Below are 18,013 nucleotides of genomic sequence, written 5' to 3'. Positions count from 1 at the left end.
ATCGTCGTGTCGCGCCGCGCGATTCTCGAGGAAACCCGCGCCGAGCAGCGTTCGGGCCTGATCCTCAGCCTCGAAGAGAATCAGATCATCGAAGGCGTGGTCAAGAACATCACCGATTACGGCGCGTTCGTCGACCTGGGCGGGATCGACGGCCTGCTGCATGTCACCGACATCAGCTACAAGCGCGTCGGCCATCCCTCCGAGGTCATCAATATCGGTGACACGGTCAAGGTGCAGATCGTCCGCATCAATCCCGATACCCAGCGCATCAGTCTGGGCATGAAGCAGCTCGAGAGCGATCCGTGGGCCGGCGCCGTGGCGAAATACCCGATCGAGGGCAACTTCACCGGCCGCGTTACCAACATCACCGAATATGGTGCGTTCGTCGAACTCGAGCCGGGCATCGAAGGCCTGGTCCACGTCTCCGAAATGAGCTGGACCAAGAAGAACGTCCACCCCGGCAAGATCGTCTCCACCTCGCAGGAAGTGGACGTCATCGTTCTCGATGTCGACAGCTCCAAGCGTCGCGTGTCGCTGGGCCTCAAGCAGGCCATGGCGAACCCGTGGGACGCCTTCGTGGCCGCGCACCCGGTGGGCTCCACCGTCGAGGGCGAAGTCAAGAACGCCACCGAGTTCGGCCTGTTCATCGGTCTCGAGAACGAGATCGACGGTATGGTCCACCTCTCCGATCTCGATTGGGCCGCCCCCGGAGAGGAAGCCATCGCCAAGTACAACAAGGGCGATATGGTGAAGGCTCGCGTGCTCGACGTCGACATCGAGAAGGAGCGCATCTCGCTGGGCATCAAGCAGCTGGCCGGCGACCCGATGCAGGGCGACACCTTCCGCAAGGGCCAGACCGTGACGGTCACCGTCACCGAGGTCACCACCGGCGGCATCGAGGTGAAGTTCGGCGAGGACGAGGCGCCCATGACGGCCTTCATCCGCAAGTCCGATCTCAGCCGCGACCGCGCCGACCAGCGGCCGGAACGCTTCGCCGTTGGCGACCGCGTCGACGCCCAGGTGGCCACCATCGACAAGGCGGCGCGCCGCGTCTCCCTGTCGATCAAGGCCCTGGAGATGGTCGAGGAAAAGGCCGCCATCGAGAAGTTCGGTTCCTCGGACTCGGGCGCCTCCCTGGGCGACATCCTGGGCGCGGCTCTGCGCGAGAAGGCTCAGAAGGAGTAGCGACCGGCGCCCGCGCCCGCGGCGCGGCTCCAGTTGCAAGAGACCAAGGCCTCGTCCGGTCCGCCGGGCGAGGCCTTTGTTCTGTTCAAGTCCAGGTTGTCGTGCTCAATCGGCGCGCAACCTTGACCGTGACGGCCCGCTCGCCTCTACTACCCCTTGAATGTAAAGGCGGACTCGCACATGGTCGCGCCGCCCGCCAGTGCTCGAAGGCCCGCATGATCAAGTCTGAACTGATCGCCCAACTCGCCGAAGAAAACCCGCACCTGACCCAGCGCGACATCGAACGCGTGGTCGGTGTGGTGCTGGAACGCATGATCCAGGCGCTGGAGGACGGCGGCCGGGTGGAGCTGCGCGGCTTCGGCGCCCTGTCGGTGCGTTCCCGCGACGCCCGCGCCGGTCGCAACCCGCGCACTGGCGAGCCCGTCGATGTGCGCGCCAAGCATGTGCCGTTCTTCAAGAGCGGCAAGGAGCTGCGCGAGCGGCTCAACGCCGACGACGAATAGACCGCAGGCCACGCCGCGGTGAGCATCATCGGCGAATTTCGCGAATTCATCGCCCGCGGCAATGTTATCGACCTGGCCGTGGGCGTGATCATCGGCGCGGCGTTCAACGACATCGTCAAGATCCTGGTCGATCAGGTGGTCATGCCGCCGATCGGCCTGCTGCTTTCCGGCATCGACTTCTCGCACTTGGCCTGGGTGCTGAAGGCGGACGATCCGGCCACCAAAGCCAATGAGCTGGTTGCCGTGCAGTACGGCGCCCTGGTCAACGCCGGCATCAAGTTCGTGATCGTCGCCTGGGCGGTGTTCCTGCTGGTCAAGATGATCAATGTGATCCGCCGCCGCGACGCCGAACGCGGCCCCTCGCAGCAACCGGCGCCCGCCCCGCAGGAGGCGTTGCTGATGGAAATCCGCGACCTCCTGAAGGCCCAGGCGCCCCGGTCGGGGGCGTGACCATTTCCCAGGTCTTGAAAACCCGGGGGCTGGCGCCCCCAGAATGGGCGACGCGCCTGTTCGCCTCCGAGCTAGCCCCGTTGCGCGCTGCGAAGGGCGAAAGCGGCGCGGTCTGGTCCATCGCCCGCGACCGCAGCCAGGCGCGCATCTCCGACCAGTTCAAGGTCAACGCCGGCGACTATCACGCACGCTATTCCGCGGCGGCTCACTTCCAGGGGCTGTTCGAGCAGGCCCTGGCGAAGACCGGCATCCAGGTGGCCGCGGCCCCGCTGATCCTCGACCTGGGCTCCGGCTCCGGGGTCAACTCCATCGTCCCCTGGTTCACCCTGGCGCCCGGCGCCCGCCAGGTGGCCACCGACCTGTCCGGCGAGTTGCTGGCCATCCTCGCCGACTATGCGCTCAGCGAGGGTCTGTCGGACCGGGTGCTCTGCGTGGTGATGGACGCCATGGGTGACCATGTGCGGCCCGGCCAGTTCGACCTGGTCACCGGCTCCTCGATCCTGCACCACTTGGTGTTGCCCAATCAGGGCATCCGGGCCGCGGCGCGGGCGCTGAAGCCCGGCGGCCACGCCATCTTCATGGAGCCGTTCCAGGGCTATGGGCTGATCCGGCTGGCCTATGAGCGGATTCTCGCCGAGGCCGTGTTGCGCAACGACCGGCTGCATCCGGCCGTGGAGCGCGCCCTGAAGGGCATGGTGGCCGACATCGCCGCCAGGACCATGCCGGACCCGACCCGTCCTGGCTTCGCCGACCTGGACGACAAGTGGCTGTTCTCCCGCGAGCACATCGAGCACGCCGCCGAGAGCCTGGGCTTCAGCCGGGTGCGCATCGTGCCGCACAACGACCACGACGAGCTCTACCGCGACGTGGCCTCGGTACAGCTGCGGCTGGCCATAGGCATCCAGACTCCGCTTGAGCTGCCGGCCTGGGCGATCGCCATCCTCGACAGCTTCGACGCCGCCCTGCCGCCCCCAGTCAAGCGCCTGCTGATGCTGGAAGGCACCATCGTCATGACCAAGGGCGACTAAGCGCCCAGTGGCCCCGCTGCTCGCCGGCGTCCACCGCAACATCATGCGCCTTGCGGTGACCCGCCGGACGCCCCTAATCCGGCCTCATGAAGATGCGCGTCAAAATCTGCGGAGTGTCGACGGAGGCCGCCGTGCGCGCGGCGCTGGACGGCGGCGCCGGCTGGCTGGGGTTCATGTTCTTCGCCGCGAGCCCTCGCAACCTCGGCCTTGATGCGGCCGCCCGGCTGGCCCAGCCCGCGCGTGGCCGGGCCAAGGTGGTGGCCGTGACCGTCGATCCGGACGACGCGGAGGTGGACCGGATCGCTGCGGTGCTGGCCCCCGACCTCATCCAGCTCCACGGCAAGGAGACGCCGGCCCGGGCCCGGGAGATCGCGCGGCGGGCGGGCGTCGGGGTGATCAAGGCCCTGCCGGTGGCCGACGCCCACGACATCGCCAAGGCCACCGCCTACGAAACCGTCGTCGAGCACCTGATGTTCGAGGGCAAGCCGCCCAAGGACGCCGCCCTGCCCGGCGGGTCGGGCCACAGCTTCAACTGGACGCTGCTGGCGGGCCGTCGGTTCCAGCGTCCCTGGTTCCTGGCCGGCGGTCTCGACCCGTGGAATGTCGGGGAGGCGCTCAGCCAGTCCGGCGCGCCCTTGGTGGACGTTTCCTCTGGCGTGGAGCGCGGTCCGGGCTTAAAGGACCCCGCCTTGATCACGGCGTTCCTCGACGCTGTCCGTCGCGCCTGAGAGTCCGGTTTTGAACGCGCCGTCGCTTCCCAACGACTACACCGCCTATCCCGACGCCGACGGGCGCTTCGGCGACTATGGCGGTCGCTATGTCCCCGAGACCCTGATGCCGCTTGTCCATGAACTGGACGCCGCCTACCGCGCGGCCAAGGCGGACGCGGGGTTCCAGGCCGAGCTTGGGGCCTTCCTCAAGAATTATGTGGGCCGGCCGTCGCCGCTCTATTTCGCCGAGCGGCTCACCGCGCGCTACGGTGGCGCGAAGATCTATTTCAAGCGCGAGGAGCTGAACCACACCGGCGCGCACAAGATCAACAACTGCATGGGCCAGATCCTGCTGGCCATGCGCATGGGCAAGACCCGCATCATCGCCGAGACCGGCGCGGGCCAGCACGGCGTGGCCACGGCCACGGTCTGCGCCCGCTTCGGCCTGCCCTGCATCGTCTACATGGGCGCGGTCGATGTGGAGCGGCAGAAGCCCAACGTCTTCCGCATGAACCTGCTGGGCGCGGAGGTCAGGCCCGTCACCTCCGGCGCCTCGACCCTGAAGGACGCCATGAACGAGGCGATGCGGGACTGGGTGACCAATGTGGAGGACACCTACTACCTGATTGGCTCGGCCGCCGGCCCGCACCCATACCCGGCGATGGTCCGCGACTTCCAGGCGGTGATCGGCCTGGAGACCCGCCAGCAGATTCTGGAGATGGAAGGCCGCCTGCCCGACGCCGTGGTGGCCTGCGTTGGCGGCGGCTCAAACGCCATCGGCCTGTTCCACCCGTTCCTGGGCGACGAGACCGTCCGGCTCATCGGCGTCGAGGCGGCGGGCGACGGCATGGGCACCGAGCGCCACGCCGCGGCCATCAACGGCGGGCGCCCGGGTGTCCTGCACGGCAACAAGACCTACCTGCTCCAGGACGCAGCAGGACAAATCATGGAGGCGCACTCGATCTCGGCCGGCCTCGACTATCCCGGCATCGGGCCCGAGCACTCCTGGCTGCACGACGTGGGCCGCGCCACCTACCTCACCGCCACCGACGATGAGGCCCTGGCCGCCTTCCAGCTCTGCGCCGAACTCGAGGGGATCATCCCGGCGCTTGAGACCGCCCACGCCATCGCCCGCCTGCCGGAGATCGCCGCGGACCTGGGCAAGGACGCCATCGTGGTGCTGAATCTCTCCGGCCGGGGCGACAAGGATGTCGCCACTGTGGCCACCGCCCTGGGGCGCGAGGCTTGAGCAAGGCCCGCATCGACGACCGATTCGCCGAGCTGAAGCGCGAGGGCCGCGCGGCCTTCGTCCCCTATGTGATGGCCGGCGATCCCGATGCGGCCACCGCTCTGGCGATCCTCAAGGGCCTGCCCGCCGCAGGCGCCGACCTGATCGAGGTTGGGTTCCCGTTCTCCGACCCCGTGGCCGAGGGCCCGCCGATCCAGCGCGCCGCCCAGCGGGCGCTGGCCAAGGGCATGACCCTGACCGGCGTGCTGGCCCTGGTCCGCGCCTTCCGTGAGCAGGACCAGACCACTCCGGTGATCCTGATGGGCTACGCCAACCCGCTGATCGGCTGGGGGTACAAGGCCTTCGCCCGCGACGCCGCCGAGGCTGGGGTGGACGGCCTGATCGTCGTGGATATCCCGCCGGAGGAGGCCGGCCCTTTGGCCGACGCCCTGGACGCCGCCGAGCTCTCGCTGATCCGCCTGGCCACCCCCACCACGGACGACCACCGCTTGAAGACCGTGGTCCGGCGGACGTCAGGCTTCGTCTACTATGTGTCGGTGGCTGGCGTCACCGGAGTCAAGGAAGCCGACGCCGCCATGGTCGCCCCGGCCGTGGCGCGGGTGCGCGCCGCCTCGGGCCTGCCGGTGGCGGTGGGCTTCGGGATCAAGACTCCGGAAAGGGCCGCCGCGATAGCCCAGGTGGCCGACGCCGTGGTGGTCGGCTCCGCGCTTGTGGATGAAGTGGCGAAAGCGGTGGAGATGAACGAAGACGTGACCGCCGCCGTTCTTTCCAAAGTAGAATCCTTGGCTAAGGCTGTACGCTTCGCGCGCACGGGTCTGACGGTTTAGAACCATGGCGATGGCTGAACAGCGAAACGACAAACCCGGCCGTCCCGCGCCCCGTTTGGGCTGGCTCTCGCGCATCGCGCCCGGCGTGCGCAACGCCTTCGCCAAGCGCGAGACCCCGGAAAACCTCTGGGTCAAATGCCCCGACACCGGGGAGATGATCTACCGCCCCGACCTGGAAGCCGCCCTGTGGGTGACCCCGTCGGGCAGCCACATGCGTATCGGGGCGGCGGCCCGCCTGCGCTTCACCTTCGACGACGGCAAGTTCGAGAGGATCAGCTCGCCGGTGGTCACCGAGGACCCGCTGAGGTTCTCCGGCGACCGGCCCTACAGCGAACAGCTCAAGGCGGCCCGCAAGGCCAGCGGCGAGCATGACGCCATGGCCATCGGCTACGGCCTGATCCAGGGCGCGCCGGTGATGATGGTGGTGCAGGACTTCGCCTTCCTGGGCGGCTCGCTGGGCATGGCCGCCGGCGAGGCCTTCATCAAGGCCGCGCAGGAAGCCGTGAAGCGGGAAGTTCCGTTCGTGATCTTCACCGCCTCGGGTGGTGCGCGGATGCAGGAGGGCACGCTCTCTCTGATGCAGATGGCTCGCACGACGCTGGCGCTAAACGAGGTGAAGGCAGCGGGCCTGCCCTATATCGTGGTGCTTACCGACCCCACCACCGGCGGGGTGATGGCCTCCTACGCCATGCTGGGCGACGTCCACCTGGCCGAGCCCAACGCCACCATCGGCTTCTCCGGCCGCCGGGTGATCGAGCAGACCATCCGCGAGACCCTGCCGCCGGGCTTCCAGAAGTCGGAGTTCCTGGTGGAGCGCGGCATGGTCGACAAGGTCGTCCAGCGCGCCGACCTGCCACAGGTGCTGGGCTCCATCCTCAAGACGCTTATGATGGGGCGTGAACGCCTTTCCTCCGCCGCCTGAACTGACCCAGGATCACGGGCACGACCCGATCCGCGCCTCCGACGCGGTGATCCAGCGCCTGCGCGCCAACCACCCCAGCCTGATCGACCTGACCACCGGCCGCGTCGAGCGCCTGCTGGCGGCGCTGGGCCATCCCGAGCGACGGCTGCCGCCGGTGATCCATGTGGCCGGCACCAACGGCAAGGGCTCCACCGTCGCCTACCTGCGGGCCATCGCCGAGGCGCAAGGGCTGAAGGTCCACGCCCTGACCTCGCCCCACCTGGTGCGCTTCGCCGAACGCATCCGGGTGGCCGGAGAGCTGATCTCCGACGATCGCCTGAATGAACTCACCGACAAGCTTGAGGCGGTCAATGACGGCGCGCCAATCAGTTTCTTCGAGATCACCACGGTGCTGGCGCTGCAGGCCTTCGCCGATACGCCCGCGGACCTGTGCATCGTCGAGGTGGGCCTGGGCGGCCGGTTCGACGCCACCAACATCTTCGACGCGCCGGCGGTCAGCGTGATCACCCCCGTGGACTACGACCACCTGGAGATGCTGGGCTCGCAGCTCTCCAAGATCGCCTGGGAGAAGGCCGGGATCGTCAAGCACGCCCGGCCCGTGGTGGTGGCCCGCCAGCAGGACGAGGCCCTGGAGGTCATCGAACGCGAGGCCGACGACCGCTTCGCCCCGATGCTGCTGATGGGCCGGGACTTCGACGCCTGGGAGGAGCGTGGCCGGCTGATGGTGCAGATGCCCGACCGGCTGCTGGACCTGGCGCCCCCCAGCCTGTTCGGCGGCTACCAGTTCGCCAATGCCGGGCTGGCCGTGGCCGCGGCGCTCACCCTCGACCACGGGCTGACCGATGACGTGCTGGGCGCGGGCGTGTCGTCCACCGTCTGGCCCGCCCGGTTCCAGCGCCTGCGCGCGGGTCCGCTGGCGGCGCTGGCCAAGGCGCGAGGCTCGGACCTGTGGCTCGACGGCGGCCATAACCCGCACGCCGGCCGGGCGCTGGCGGAAGCCGCCTCGCGCTTGGTGGACCGCGACGGTCGCCCCCTGGTGCTGATCACCGCCATGTTCGCCCGCAAGGACGCCTTGGGCTTCTTCCGACCCTTCGCCGAGATGCACCCCAGGGTGCTCACCACCACCTTCGACTCGCACAACGCCGCCGATCCGGCTGAGCTGGCCGACGCTGCACGCCTGGCCGGGCTGACCGCCAGGATCGTCGCCGATGTGGAAGACGGCGTGCGCCAGGCGCTAGTCGCCGATGGTCCGGCGCCGCACATCCTGATCTGCGGCGGCCTCCACTTCGCCGGCGAGGTCCTGGCCATGAGCCGCGAGACCTGGCCGGGCTGAGAGCCGGACGCTAGGCCGAGACGCCGGCTTCCGAGAGCCAGTCGAGGATTTTCTGCTTGGGCATGGCGCCCACCTTCATGGAGGCCATCTGGCCGTCCTTGAACAGCATCATGGTGGGGATGCCGCGCACGCCGTAGCGTGAGGGGGTGGTCGGGCTTTCCTCGATGTTGAGCTTGGCCACGGTGACATTGGCCCCGAGCTCCTCGGAGATCTGCTCCAGCGCCGGCGCGATCTGCTTGCAGGGGCCGCACCACTCGGCCCAGAAATCGACCAGGACGGGGCCTTTGGCCTGCAGGACGTCCTTCTCGAAGGATTCGTCGGTGACCTTCACGGTGCTCATGAAAACTCCTCTTGCGACGGGTGCTGTAACGGACCCGACGCGGGTTCGATCCGCCGATGTAGGCGGGGCCTGCCCTGGTATCAACTGCTGCGGCGAAGCTCGGCAAGGGTTTGCGCCACGAGGTTTTCTGGGATCGGCATCAGCTTGGGGCCGTCGGTCCAGACCAAGGCCGCCTCCACGCGGCGGTCGGGGAACACCTCGCCCAGCACCGCGGCATAGACCGCCATCTGCCGAAGGTAGGCCGGATCGGCGTCCTCGATGCTGGCCGGGGAGGGCCGGTTGGTCTTGAAGTCGGCCACCAGCACCCGGTCGGGCAGCACCACCAGCCGGTCGATCCGCCCGGAGATCTTCAGGCCGGCGGGAAGCGCCGCGGCGGAGCCGGCGATGGCCACCTCGGCGCGGCTGCCTGGCCCGAACACCTCGGCGAAGCGCGGATCGTGCAGGACCGACAGCGCGGCCGTGGCCATCTCGGTGCGCTGGGCCTCGCTCAGGTCGCGTTCGCGGGCCAGCAGGGCGCGGGCGCCCCCCGCCCGGGTGTCGGGCTCCAGGTCCGGCAGGATCTGCAGCAGCCGGTGGATCAGGTCGCCCCGCCGGAAGCGGCCCAGTCCGCCGACCTCGGCCAGCGGCGAGGGCGCCTGGCTCCTGACCGCCTCGCCCAGATCCGACGGGGAGGCGTATCGGGCGAAGGCCTCGGCGGTGGGCGCACGCTGCGTCCAGGCCGGCAGGGCGTCGGCCACGGCGGTCGGCCGGGCCGTCACGGGCAGGGTCTTCGGGTCGGCCCCATACCGCTTGATCGGCATGTCGCCGCAGGTCACGTGGCGGATGTGCGGGGCGATGTCGGCGTGGTCCAGAGCGGCTGACAGGGCACCCCACCAGCCCTTGATGCTTTCCAGCTTTGTTTTGACCGGGAGCCTCCCGCACAGCACGAGCCGGTCTCTCGCCCGGGTCAGGGCGACGTAGAAAAGGCGGAAGGTTTCGGCCTCCTCACGCTGGGTGCGGCGCTCGCGGGCGGCGGCTGAGGCCTCGCAGTCCCGGTCCTTGGAGGAACACCAGAGGAAGCCACCCTTCTCGGTCTGCATCAGCGGCGATCCCCGGGCCGTGCGCGAGAGTGTGGTCTCGGGCAGGAAGACGATCGGCGCCTCCAGGCCCTTGGCGCCGTGGGCGGTCATCACCCGGACCTGGTGCTGCGCGCCGTCCATCTCGCGCTTCACGACGATGTCGAGGCCGGCGAAGTCTGCGGCCAGCCGTTCCAGGTCGTGGACGCCGCGGGCCTCTGCGGCCAGCACCTGGGCCAGGTACTCATCCAGCGCGTCCTGCGCCTCCGCGCCCAGCCGGCGCAACAGCCGTGCGCGCATGGAGCGGCCCTCGGCGTCGCCATACCCCAGCAGGTCGCTGTAGAACTCAAAGGGCCGCCGGGTCGTCGCCGCCTGGGCGGCCTGCAGGAAGGTCAGCGCCTGGCCCCACTCCGGCCGCTCGCCGGCGCGGCGCTGCAGCCGCGTCCACAGGGCCTCTTTCCCGCGGCTGTGGGCCAGGTCGTAGAGGCTGTCGTCGCTCACGTCGCAGAACGGGCTGCGCAGTAGGGCCGCCAGGGTCAGCTCGTCGGTGGGCGCCTGGACAAAGCGGGCCAGGCCCAGCAGGTCGTCGAAGATGATGTGCTCGGAAAGCGCCAGCCGGTCCGCGCCCGCGACCGGGATGCCCTCCTGCTTGAGCGCGCGCAACAGCTCCTCGAACAGGGCCTTGCGCCGCCGGACGAGGATCAACACGTCCCCGGCGTGGGCGGCGCGCCAGGCGCGGGTTTCCTTGTCGTAGACCGCGTCGCCCCGGGCGATCAGCGCCTTGATCTCGCAGGCGATCTTGCGCGCCAGCCGGCGGTTGGCGCTGTGCTCCGGCTCTTCGTCCAGCGGCGTGTCCCAGGCCGCCCGCTCCTCGCCCTTGGTCTCTTCCTCCAGCGGCCAGACGTCGACGCAGCCGGCGTCGGTCAGGCGGGTGGCCTTGTGGCGCATCGCCGCCGCGCCAGCCTGGGCCTGGATCGCCGCCGTCAGTTCGGCTGGCGCGAAGGTGGCGTCGACGAAGTTGAGCACCTCCGGGACCGAGCGCCAGGACTCCAGCAGCTCCACCCGCCGGAAATCGAAACCCGCCGCGGTGGCGCGGCCGTGGTGGATAGCGAATTGCTCGAGCAGCTGTTCGGGCTGGGCGCCCTGGAAGGAATAGATCGACTGCTTCTCGTCGCCGACCACGAACAGGTTGCGCTCCAGCCGGCGCTGCGACGGGACGCCGTCGCCGGCGAAGAATTCGCCGGTAAGCGCGCCGACGATCTCCCACTGGTCGGGGGCGGTGTCCTGCGCCTCGTCCACCAGGATGTGGTCGATGCCGCCGTCGAGCTTGTAGAGCACCCAGGCCGCCGCCGGCCGGCTGTCCAGGAGGGCGCGGGTCTTCTCGATCAGGTCGGCGAAGTCCAGCGCGCCGGCGGCCTGCTTCTCGATGCGGTAGGCCGTGAGGTAGGCGTGCGCCAGGGTGAGCGCATAGACCGTGTCCCAGGCCACCTGGGCGGCGCGCACCCGCTGGCGTTCCTGGTCCAGTCGGGCCTGCTCCGACAGCAGCCGCACGCGCAGGTCCTCGCGGGCCTTCAGGCCGCTGGTCTTGCCCACCCACTTGGCCCCCTCGCCCTCGCCATCCTGGTTGAACATCACCGCCAGGGCGCGGGCGAAGTCAGCGTCGGGATCGGCGGCCACGGCGGCCATGTCGCGGCCGCAGCGCTGGTCGGTGGCGCCGCCCAGGCCAAGCACCTGGCCAGCCTCGCGCCACAGCTCCCGATCAAGCCGGCCCATGGCCTCCGCCGCCAGTGCTTCGGGCTCGGAGCTGCGGGGCACGTCGCAGGCCCGCCACACCCAGGCCACGGCGCCCTCGAATCCGCCCTCCCGGGCCAGGAAGGCGGCCAGGGCGCCGCGGCGGGCCTCGAAGTCGGCGAACATCGACTGGAAGGCCTGGAAATCCAGCGCCACGGAGAACCGCGCGTAGGCCTCCGCCACCGGCCCGTCGCCGGCCATGGCCAGCCGGGCCACCATCCGCTTGGCCGACGCCGCCACGGCGGCGGTGGCCACGTCCTCCATCACCTTGAAGCCCGGCGACACCGCCGCCTCCAGCGGGAACCGCCGCAGGAGTTTCTCGCAAAAGGCGTGGATGGTCTGGATCTTCAGGCCGCCGGGCGTCTCCAGCGCGCGGGCGAACAGGGCGCGGGCCTGGGAGAGGGCGGCGTCGTCGTAGCGCGCCGCCCGATCGCCCTGCAGGTCGGTGAGCTTGCCGGTCAGGGCGGCGTCGTCCAGCACTGACCACCCGCCCAGCAGGTCGAACAGCCGCCGTTGCATCTCGGCGGCGGCGGCCTTGGTGTAGGTGACGCACAGGATGGTCTCCGGCCGCGCCCCGGCCAGCAGCAGGCGAGCCACCCGGTCGATCAGGGTCTTGGTCTTGCCGGAGCCGGCGTTGGCGCTGACGAAGGCTGACAGCGTCGGGTCGGCGGCGATGCGCTGCGGATCGACGATGGCGGCGGTTTCGAGGACGAGGTCGCTCATTCCTCGCCATCCTCGCCACTGGTTGACCACTCGAACACGCGGGCCAGGTGGTCATAGTCGCTGATCCGCGCCTTGACGAACTGCGGCGCCGTGCGCGACCGGTAGGGCTGGGCCGGGTCGTCGTAGCGGGCGACCAGCTTGGCCAGGCCCGCCAGCGCCAGGGCGGCCGCCTCGGCGCTCTCGTCGCCGGCGGCGGCGCGGGTCTCCACCTTGCCGGCGGGCTTGCGGCCGGTGATCTGCAGATAGGTCAGGTCGCCGGGCGCCAGCGGTCCCAGGGTCTCGAACCCGCCCCCCTGCAGGATCGCCGCCGTCAGGGTGAGCTGCGGCGAGAATCCGGTGGCCACCTCCTTCTTGGAAGGCGCCTTGCCGGTCTTGTAGTCGAGGATGTGGCCGAAGCCGTCGGGGGTCGCCTCGATGCGGTCGGCCTTGGCGGTCACCGTGAACGGCCCGCCCGGGGTGGCCAAGGTGAGGCTGCCCTCAAGCTCCACGTGCAGGGTCCGCCCGTCGGCCCGGCGCTCCAGCTCCAGGGCGGTGACCCAGGCCGCGGTCTCCCGGGCGAGCGCCGCCTCCCGCGCCAGGGCCTCCGGCGCCATGCCCTCTTCCACCAGGGCGGCCAGATAGAGGTCCGCGAAGATCTGCGGCGAGTCTTCCGGCACCTCCACCGGATGGGCGCGCACGAACCGCTCGAAGGCCGTGTGGATGGCGGTCCCCCGCACCCGCGCATCGGCGATCTCGTCGGGCCGGCGCAGGGGATAGAGCCGCAGGATGTCGCGGGCCCAGACGGCGTAGGGGTCCCGGGTCAGGGTCTCCACCCGGGTCACCGCCATCCTGCGGGGCCGGTCGGCCACGGGCGGAACCGGCGCCGGGCGCTTGGCCGGCGCTGCGGGGCCGGGATCATCCAGCCGCGCCGCCCAGTCCAGCACCTGCGGCCGGTCGGGAATGGACAGCTTGGCCCCCCGCGCCAGGGTCTCCAGGCGCCACAGCCAGCGCGACTTGATCGACGGCGCCCCCTCGCGGCGCTCGGTGTGCAGCAGGATCACTTCCGGGGCGCAGGCGGCCTGGGCGAAGTCGTGGGCGGCGAGGCCAACGCGGCGCTCCGGCGAGGGCAGGCCCAGCCGCTCGCGCATGGGCCGCGACAGGAAGGGGTCCAGCGGTGCGCCGCGGGGCCACACACCTTCCTCCAGGCCGGCCACCACCAGCCGGTCTGCCCGCACCAGCCGGGCCTCGATGGCGCCTAGGATGCGCAGCCGCGGATGGGTGGCGCCACCCGACCGGATCGTCTCGCCCTCCATCAAGCGGTCCAGCAGGTCGGCGAATTCGCGGGGCGTCGCGGACGGCAGGTCAGCGCCTGCGCCGATCAGCCCCGCCAGCAGCCGGCTCATGGCCTCGCCGCCGGGGCCGCTCCACAGGTCGCCCAGGTGGCCGTCGTCGTCGGCCGCCAGGGCCTCCATGGCCTGGGCGAGGCTCCGCGCCGCCTCGGACGGAGCGCCGGCCTGTTGCGGCAGAGCCTCGATCACAGCTTGCAGGCGGGCGACCAGCGGCAGCGCCCCGGGAGCCCGGGCCCGCAGCGCGGTCCAACTCGCCGGCCGGGCGCCGCGCAGGCCCGCATCCAAAGCCTCCAGGCTCGCGGCGCTGCTGCGGACATGGGGATGCTTCGCGAGACCGAGCAGGATCACCGGGTCCAGCGGATCGCCCGCCGCGCGCGCCAGCAGCCCGGCCAGCGCCCCGCAGGCGCACCCCGCCAGGCTCTCGCCGGCCGACGAGTCCGGGATCACCCCCCAGCGGGCCAGCTTGGCCGCGACCCGGCGCGCCAGGGCCTGGTCCGGGGTCACCAGCGCCGCCGTCCGCTCGGGGATCTCCAGGGCTTCGCGCAGCAGCAGCGCCGCGGCGGTAGCGGCCTCCTCTTCCGAACGCGCACTGATCAGCGACAGCCCCTTCAGCCCCTCGGCGATGGGATCGACCTCCGCGTCGCCCTCCGCGCGCAGGGCCTTGATGACCTGCAGCCAGTCGGCGGTCTCCTCGGCCGGGCGCAGCGCCTCATTGATGATCCGCCGACGCCAGCGCCCCGCGGCCTCGGCCCTCATCGAGGCCGGCCAGACGTCGACGTCGCCCTTGGCCACGCCCGCGCGGTCAAGCAGCCGCTTCAGCGCCCCTTGCGGGTGCTGCACGTCCACCTTGGCCCAGGCCTTGTCGGCGAGATCGAGGTCGAGCCCCGGCAGGACCACGCAGCCCTGCGGCGCCTTGGCGATGGCGATCAGCAGGTCGCGGGTCGCCGGCGCCGTGCCGGTCGAGCCCGCCGCCACCAGCACGCCCTTCGGCGGGTGGGCGTCCCAGGTTTCGGCGAGCCGGCGCAGCAGGCGCACGCGGCGCTCACTGACGTCGGCAACTCCCAGTTCGGCCAGCCGCCGGGGCCAGGCGACCAGCGCCGATTCCAGGAACAGCCGCGAAACCCGCCAGTGGTCGGCGAGGTCGGCTTCCACCAGCCCGGCCAGCTGCTCGCCGGCCTCCACTTCCTCGATCTGCAGGCTGTCCAGGAACCCGCCCAGGGCGTCGGCCAGCTCCAGGGCCGAGGCGGCGGTAAGTTCGCGGCCGCCCAGCAGGTGGGCGTGGTCGGCCACCAGGCGGGTGAGCTCGAAGCGCCGCGTCAGGGGCTCGATGGCGGCGGGGAGGTCCAGGGCCAGGTCGCCAGGCTCGAACGGCGGCTCGCCCTCCTCCAGGTCGCCCAGGGGTCGCATCTGCGGCGGCAGGACCGCGCGTCCGCCGGCCGCAGCTACGAAGGCGTCGGCCAGGGCTCGGGCGCCGCGGCGCGTGGGCGTCAGGACGATGGCCTGAGACAGGGCCTCGGGCCCCAGCGGACTCAACGCTTCGTGCAGCCCCACCGCCAGGTCCTGGGCGAACGGCCGGTGCGCCGGGATGTTGAACCAGCGCGGCCGGGGCCGCTCGAAGAAGGCGCTCATTGGAGCCTGACCTCGGCGGCCTCCCGGGCTTCCGGATCGCCCACATGCATCCAGAAGGCGTCCATGACCGCGCCGTGGAGCCGTCCTTGCGCCTGCAACCGATGCCAGATGGGGACGATGGAGAAGGCCGGACCCGGCTCCGCGTCCAGCACCTGCGGCTTGATGATCGCGAAGCCGACGTTGGCGAAGGGCGTGGGCGGTTCGGGCGCCGTGGAGTGCGTGAGGCGGCCGCCCGGGTCCATCCGAAATCCCTGCGGCCCCTCGAAGCCGATGCCGTGCCCTCGCCGCACCAGCAGCAGCAGGATGTCCATGGCCTCGGGATTCCAGGCGGCCTTCAGGGTCTCCAGGGCCGGCGTGTCGCCCTCCAGCCACAGGCTGTCGATGTTGGCGATGAAGATCGGGGCCTCGCCCAACTGAGCGCGGGCGTGGGCGATGCCGCCACCGGAGTCGAGCAGGCCGTGGCGCTCGTCGGAGATCAGCACCTCCAGGTCGGTGCGCGTCGCCAGGTGGGCCTCCATCTGGTCGGCGAAATGGTGGACGTTGACCACGGCCCGCTTGACGCCGGCCTCCACCAGCTTGTCCAGCACCCGGTCCACCAGGGCGCGGCCGGCCACCGGGATCAGCGCCTTGGGCCGGTGGTCGCTCAGCGGGCGCATGCGGGTGCCGAGGCCGGCGGCCAGCACCATGGCGGTCTTGGGGCCGGGCAGGGTCACGTCCGCGCCCCGGCGGGGACATGCCGGTCGAACCAGCGCTTCAGGTCGGCCATCGCCGGGTCGGCCAGGTTACGTTCCAGGTAGCGCCAGGTACGCGGCATGAACGCCCGGTACTGCGGCCGGCCCAGCAAGGTCTGGCGGGCGAACACCCGGCCCAGGATGCGCGCGGCGTTCGACGCGGCCAGCGCCCGGTAGTCGGCCAGGAACTGCGCCCGGTCCAGCTTTGGCCGCGCCTTCAGGAAGCGGTCCAGCATGGCCTGCTCCAGCTCCGGCGAGACGTCGCGGCGGGCGTCCTGCAGCAGGTGGGTGAGGTCCCAGGCCGGGTGGGCGCGCAGCGCGTCTTGGAAGTCCAGCAGGCCTACCCGCGCAACGCCGCCGCGCTCCGGCAGCCACAGGAGGTTCTGGGCGTGGTAGTCGCGGTGGGTGAAGACGCTGGCGCCCGCCTCGCCGCGAACCCAGACCGGGGCCCACAGGGCGTCCCACTCCGCCACGGCCTCATCCCCATAGGGCGCCGCCCCGCTGAGCTTGGGCCACCACTCCAGGAAGGTGTCGGTGGCGACCTTCAGCGCCAGGGTGTCGTAGGTCAGCAGCGGCCAGGCCGCGCCGTCGGCGGTGAGCACCTCCGGCGGCGGTTGCTCTTGCAGGGCGACCTGCACATCCACCGCAGCCTCATAGAGCGGCGCCTCCGGCTCTCCCTCGGCGATCAGGGTGGCGAACAACCCGTCCCCCAGGTCCTCCAGCACCGCGAGGCCCGCCGCGATATCGTGCGCCTGAACCCGTGGCGCCGAGAGGCCCCGCTCGCGCAGGTAGGCCGCGGTGGTGACGAAGGCGGCCACCGACCCTGCCGCCAGCCGGGCGGTGGCGTTGTAGCCCATGGCCACCCGCTCAGCGTCGGTCGCCCCGGGCGGGCAGGCGGCGCTCTCCAGCACCGGCGGCTGGTCCATGAAGATCAGCCGCGAGCCGTCGGCCAGGTGCAGGCGCTGATAGCTGCGGGTTGAGGCGTCGCCGCTCAGGGGCTCGCGCCGCGCGGAGCCCAGGCCGTTCGTCGCCAGGAATTGGGCCTTCAGGGCCTCACGATCCGAACTCAAGCCCTCGTCCTTCCCACGCCCCGTGCCGGGCGATCCGCACGCGCCGGCTCTGCGCGTCCGGCGACAGGGCGATCTCTACATCGAGTCGGTCGGGGGGCAGCCGCCCGGCCAGCCGTTCCGGCCATTCGATCACCGCCGCCCCGTCGTCCAGCGCCTCGTCCAGGCCGATCTCATAGGCTTCGTCGGGATCGGTCAGCCGATAGAGGTCGAAATGGGCGACCTTCAGCCGCGCCCCCTCGTAGAACTGCACCAGGGTGAACGTCGGCGACGGGACCTCCTCCTGCGGCGTGGTCAGGGCGCGCACCAGGGCGCGGGCCAGGGTCGACTTGCCGGCCCCCAGTGGTCCCGACAGGCAGACGGCCTCGCCGGGGCGAAGCTCGAAGGCGATCGCCGCCCCCAGGCTGCGGGTGGCCGCCTCGTCGGCCAGGGTCATGGGAAGGCCCGATCGGGGTCGGTGGGCAGGATCGTCTCCACATGGGCCTTGATGGCCGCTGTCAGGGCCACGGCCTCGCCTTCCAGGGCGCCCGGTGAAATGGGCGCGCCGACCGTGAGCGAGAACTGGCCGCCCTGCTTGTTGAGCAGCTCGTAGAACAGGGTGACGTCGCGCAGCTCCGGCGAGAACCGGTGGAAGAGGTGGAACAGCCGCGACCACGGCCCGGCCACATGGATCGGCACGATGGGTGCGCGGTACTTGCGCGCCAGGGACACCGCGCTGGACGCCCAGACCAGATCGCTGAGGCTGCCGTCGGGCTGGCGCCGCGCCAGTCGTCCGGCCGGGAAGATCACCAGGCACCGCTCGGCCTCCAGCGCTTCGCGGGTCAGCATGAGCGTGTGCTTGGTCCGCTCAAGGGTGCGGCGCTCCTCGCGCCATTCCACGGGGATCAGCACGTCGCCCAGGCCCGCCGACACCCGGTGAGCGTCGGAGTTGGCGTAGAAGGCCAGGTCCGGCCGGATGGCCTTCAGGGCGTCATAGACCGCCACCCCGTCGGCGATGCCGGTGGGATGATTGCAGACCACCAGCAGCCGGCCCTGGCGCGGTATGCGCTCCAGCCCATGGGCGGCTACCTTGACGCTCAGCAGTCGGGAGACATGCTCCAGCGCCGCGCGGCCCGGCAGCGGCGCGATGGCGTCAGCCATCC

At 71.0% G+C, this 18,013-nt stretch carries 16 protein-coding genes; 9 read left to right on the top strand and 7 right to left on the bottom strand.

Annotated elements, in window-relative coordinates; translation table 11 throughout:
• From ACLL81_RS02235 to ACLL81_RS02195, 9 genes are all read left to right on the top strand, one after another.
• Positions 1-1,185 (top strand): 30S ribosomal protein S1 (locus ACLL81_RS02235; protein WP_411286718.1); only part of this gene is annotated, 1,185 nt, incomplete at its 5' end.
• Between the two features lie 215 nt (positions 1,186-1,400).
• Complete coding sequence (locus tag ACLL81_RS02230) at positions 1,401-1,688, top strand: integration host factor subunit beta (protein ID WP_411286717.1); 288 nt, start codon at positions 1,401-1,403, stop codon at positions 1,686-1,688.
• Between the two features lie 18 nt (positions 1,689-1,706).
• A complete protein-coding gene (gene mscL / locus ACLL81_RS02225) occupies positions 1,707-2,138 on the top strand; it encodes a large-conductance mechanosensitive channel protein MscL (protein ID WP_411286716.1) in 432 nt (143 codons plus the stop codon).
• Positions 2,139-2,218: 80 nt separating this feature from the next.
• Complete coding sequence (locus ACLL81_RS02220) at positions 2,219-3,166, top strand: class I SAM-dependent methyltransferase (RefSeq protein WP_411286715.1); 948 nt, start codon at positions 2,219-2,221, stop codon at positions 3,164-3,166.
• Between the two features lie 86 nt (positions 3,167-3,252).
• The gene (locus tag ACLL81_RS02215; RefSeq protein ID WP_411286714.1) at positions 3,253-3,894 is read left to right on the top strand and encodes a phosphoribosylanthranilate isomerase; all 642 of its coding nucleotides are present in this window, start codon (positions 3,253-3,255) and stop codon (positions 3,892-3,894) included.
• Between the two features lie 10 nt (positions 3,895-3,904).
• Complete coding sequence (gene trpB, locus ACLL81_RS02210) at positions 3,905-5,125, top strand: tryptophan synthase subunit beta (protein ID WP_411286713.1); 1,221 nt, start codon at positions 3,905-3,907, stop codon at positions 5,123-5,125.
• A complete protein-coding gene (gene trpA, locus ACLL81_RS02205) occupies positions 5,122-5,952 on the top strand; it encodes a tryptophan synthase subunit alpha (RefSeq protein ID WP_411286712.1) in 831 nt (276 codons plus the stop codon). The genes trpB and trpA overlap by 4 nt, the downstream gene beginning before the upstream one ends.
• Before the next feature lie 4 nt (positions 5,953-5,956).
• Complete coding sequence (gene accD / locus ACLL81_RS02200) at positions 5,957-6,874, top strand: acetyl-CoA carboxylase, carboxyltransferase subunit beta (RefSeq protein ID WP_411286711.1); 918 nt, start codon at positions 5,957-5,959, stop codon at positions 6,872-6,874.
• Complete coding sequence (locus ACLL81_RS02195; RefSeq protein WP_411286710.1) at positions 6,849-8,207, top strand: bifunctional folylpolyglutamate synthase/dihydrofolate synthase; 1,359 nt, start codon at positions 6,849-6,851, stop codon at positions 8,205-8,207. Before accD ends, ACLL81_RS02195 begins: the two co-directional genes overlap by 26 nt.
• A gap of 10 nt (positions 8,208-8,217) precedes the next feature.
• Here ACLL81_RS02195 and trxA read toward each other — a convergent pair whose 3' ends face one another.
• The 7 genes from trxA to ACLL81_RS02160 form a co-directional block, all read right to left on the bottom strand.
• Complete coding sequence (gene trxA / locus ACLL81_RS02190) at positions 8,218-8,547, bottom strand: thioredoxin (RefSeq protein WP_411286709.1); 330 nt, start codon at positions 8,545-8,547, stop codon at positions 8,218-8,220.
• An 80-nt stretch (positions 8,548-8,627) separates the two neighbouring features.
• Positions 8,628-12,116, bottom strand: coding sequence for a double-strand break repair helicase AddA (gene addA / locus ACLL81_RS02185; protein ID WP_411286708.1), 3,489 nt, complete (start codon positions 12,114-12,116; stop codon positions 8,628-8,630).
• Positions 12,113-15,073 (bottom strand): double-strand break repair protein AddB, encoded by a 2,961-nt coding sequence (gene addB / locus ACLL81_RS02180; RefSeq protein ID WP_411286707.1) that lies wholly within the window; start codon positions 15,071-15,073, stop codon positions 12,113-12,115. The genes addA and addB overlap by 4 nt, the downstream gene beginning before the upstream one ends.
• Positions 15,070-15,786 carry a nucleotidyltransferase family protein gene (locus ACLL81_RS02175; protein WP_411286706.1) on the bottom strand — a complete coding sequence of 239 codons (717 nt, stop codon included), beginning with the start codon at positions 15,784-15,786 and terminating at the stop codon, positions 15,070-15,072. The genes addB and ACLL81_RS02175 overlap by 4 nt, the downstream gene beginning before the upstream one ends.
• On the bottom strand, positions 15,783-16,874 hold the full coding sequence (gene amgK, locus ACLL81_RS02170; protein WP_411286705.1) for an N-acetylmuramate/N-acetylglucosamine kinase AmgK: 1,092 nt from the start codon (positions 16,872-16,874) through the stop codon (positions 15,783-15,785). Before amgK ends, ACLL81_RS02175 begins: the two co-directional genes overlap by 4 nt.
• The gene (tsaE, locus tag ACLL81_RS02165; RefSeq protein ID WP_411286704.1) at positions 16,858-17,307 is read right to left on the bottom strand and encodes a tRNA (adenosine(37)-N6)-threonylcarbamoyltransferase complex ATPase subunit type 1 TsaE; all 450 of its coding nucleotides are present in this window, start codon (positions 17,305-17,307) and stop codon (positions 16,858-16,860) included. Before tsaE ends, amgK begins: the two co-directional genes overlap by 17 nt.
• On the bottom strand, positions 17,304-18,013 hold a 710-nt coding region (locus tag ACLL81_RS02160), incomplete at its 5' end, for a 1-acyl-sn-glycerol-3-phosphate acyltransferase (RefSeq protein WP_411286703.1). The genes ACLL81_RS02160 and tsaE, both read right to left, overlap by 4 nt.

This window comes from Phenylobacterium sp. (assembly GCF_046590535.1).
GTDB lineage: Bacteria > Pseudomonadota > Alphaproteobacteria > Caulobacterales > Caulobacteraceae > Phenylobacterium.
Note: the sequence above shows the minus strand (reverse complement) of the source record. Positions and strands in the feature narration are given on the sequence as shown.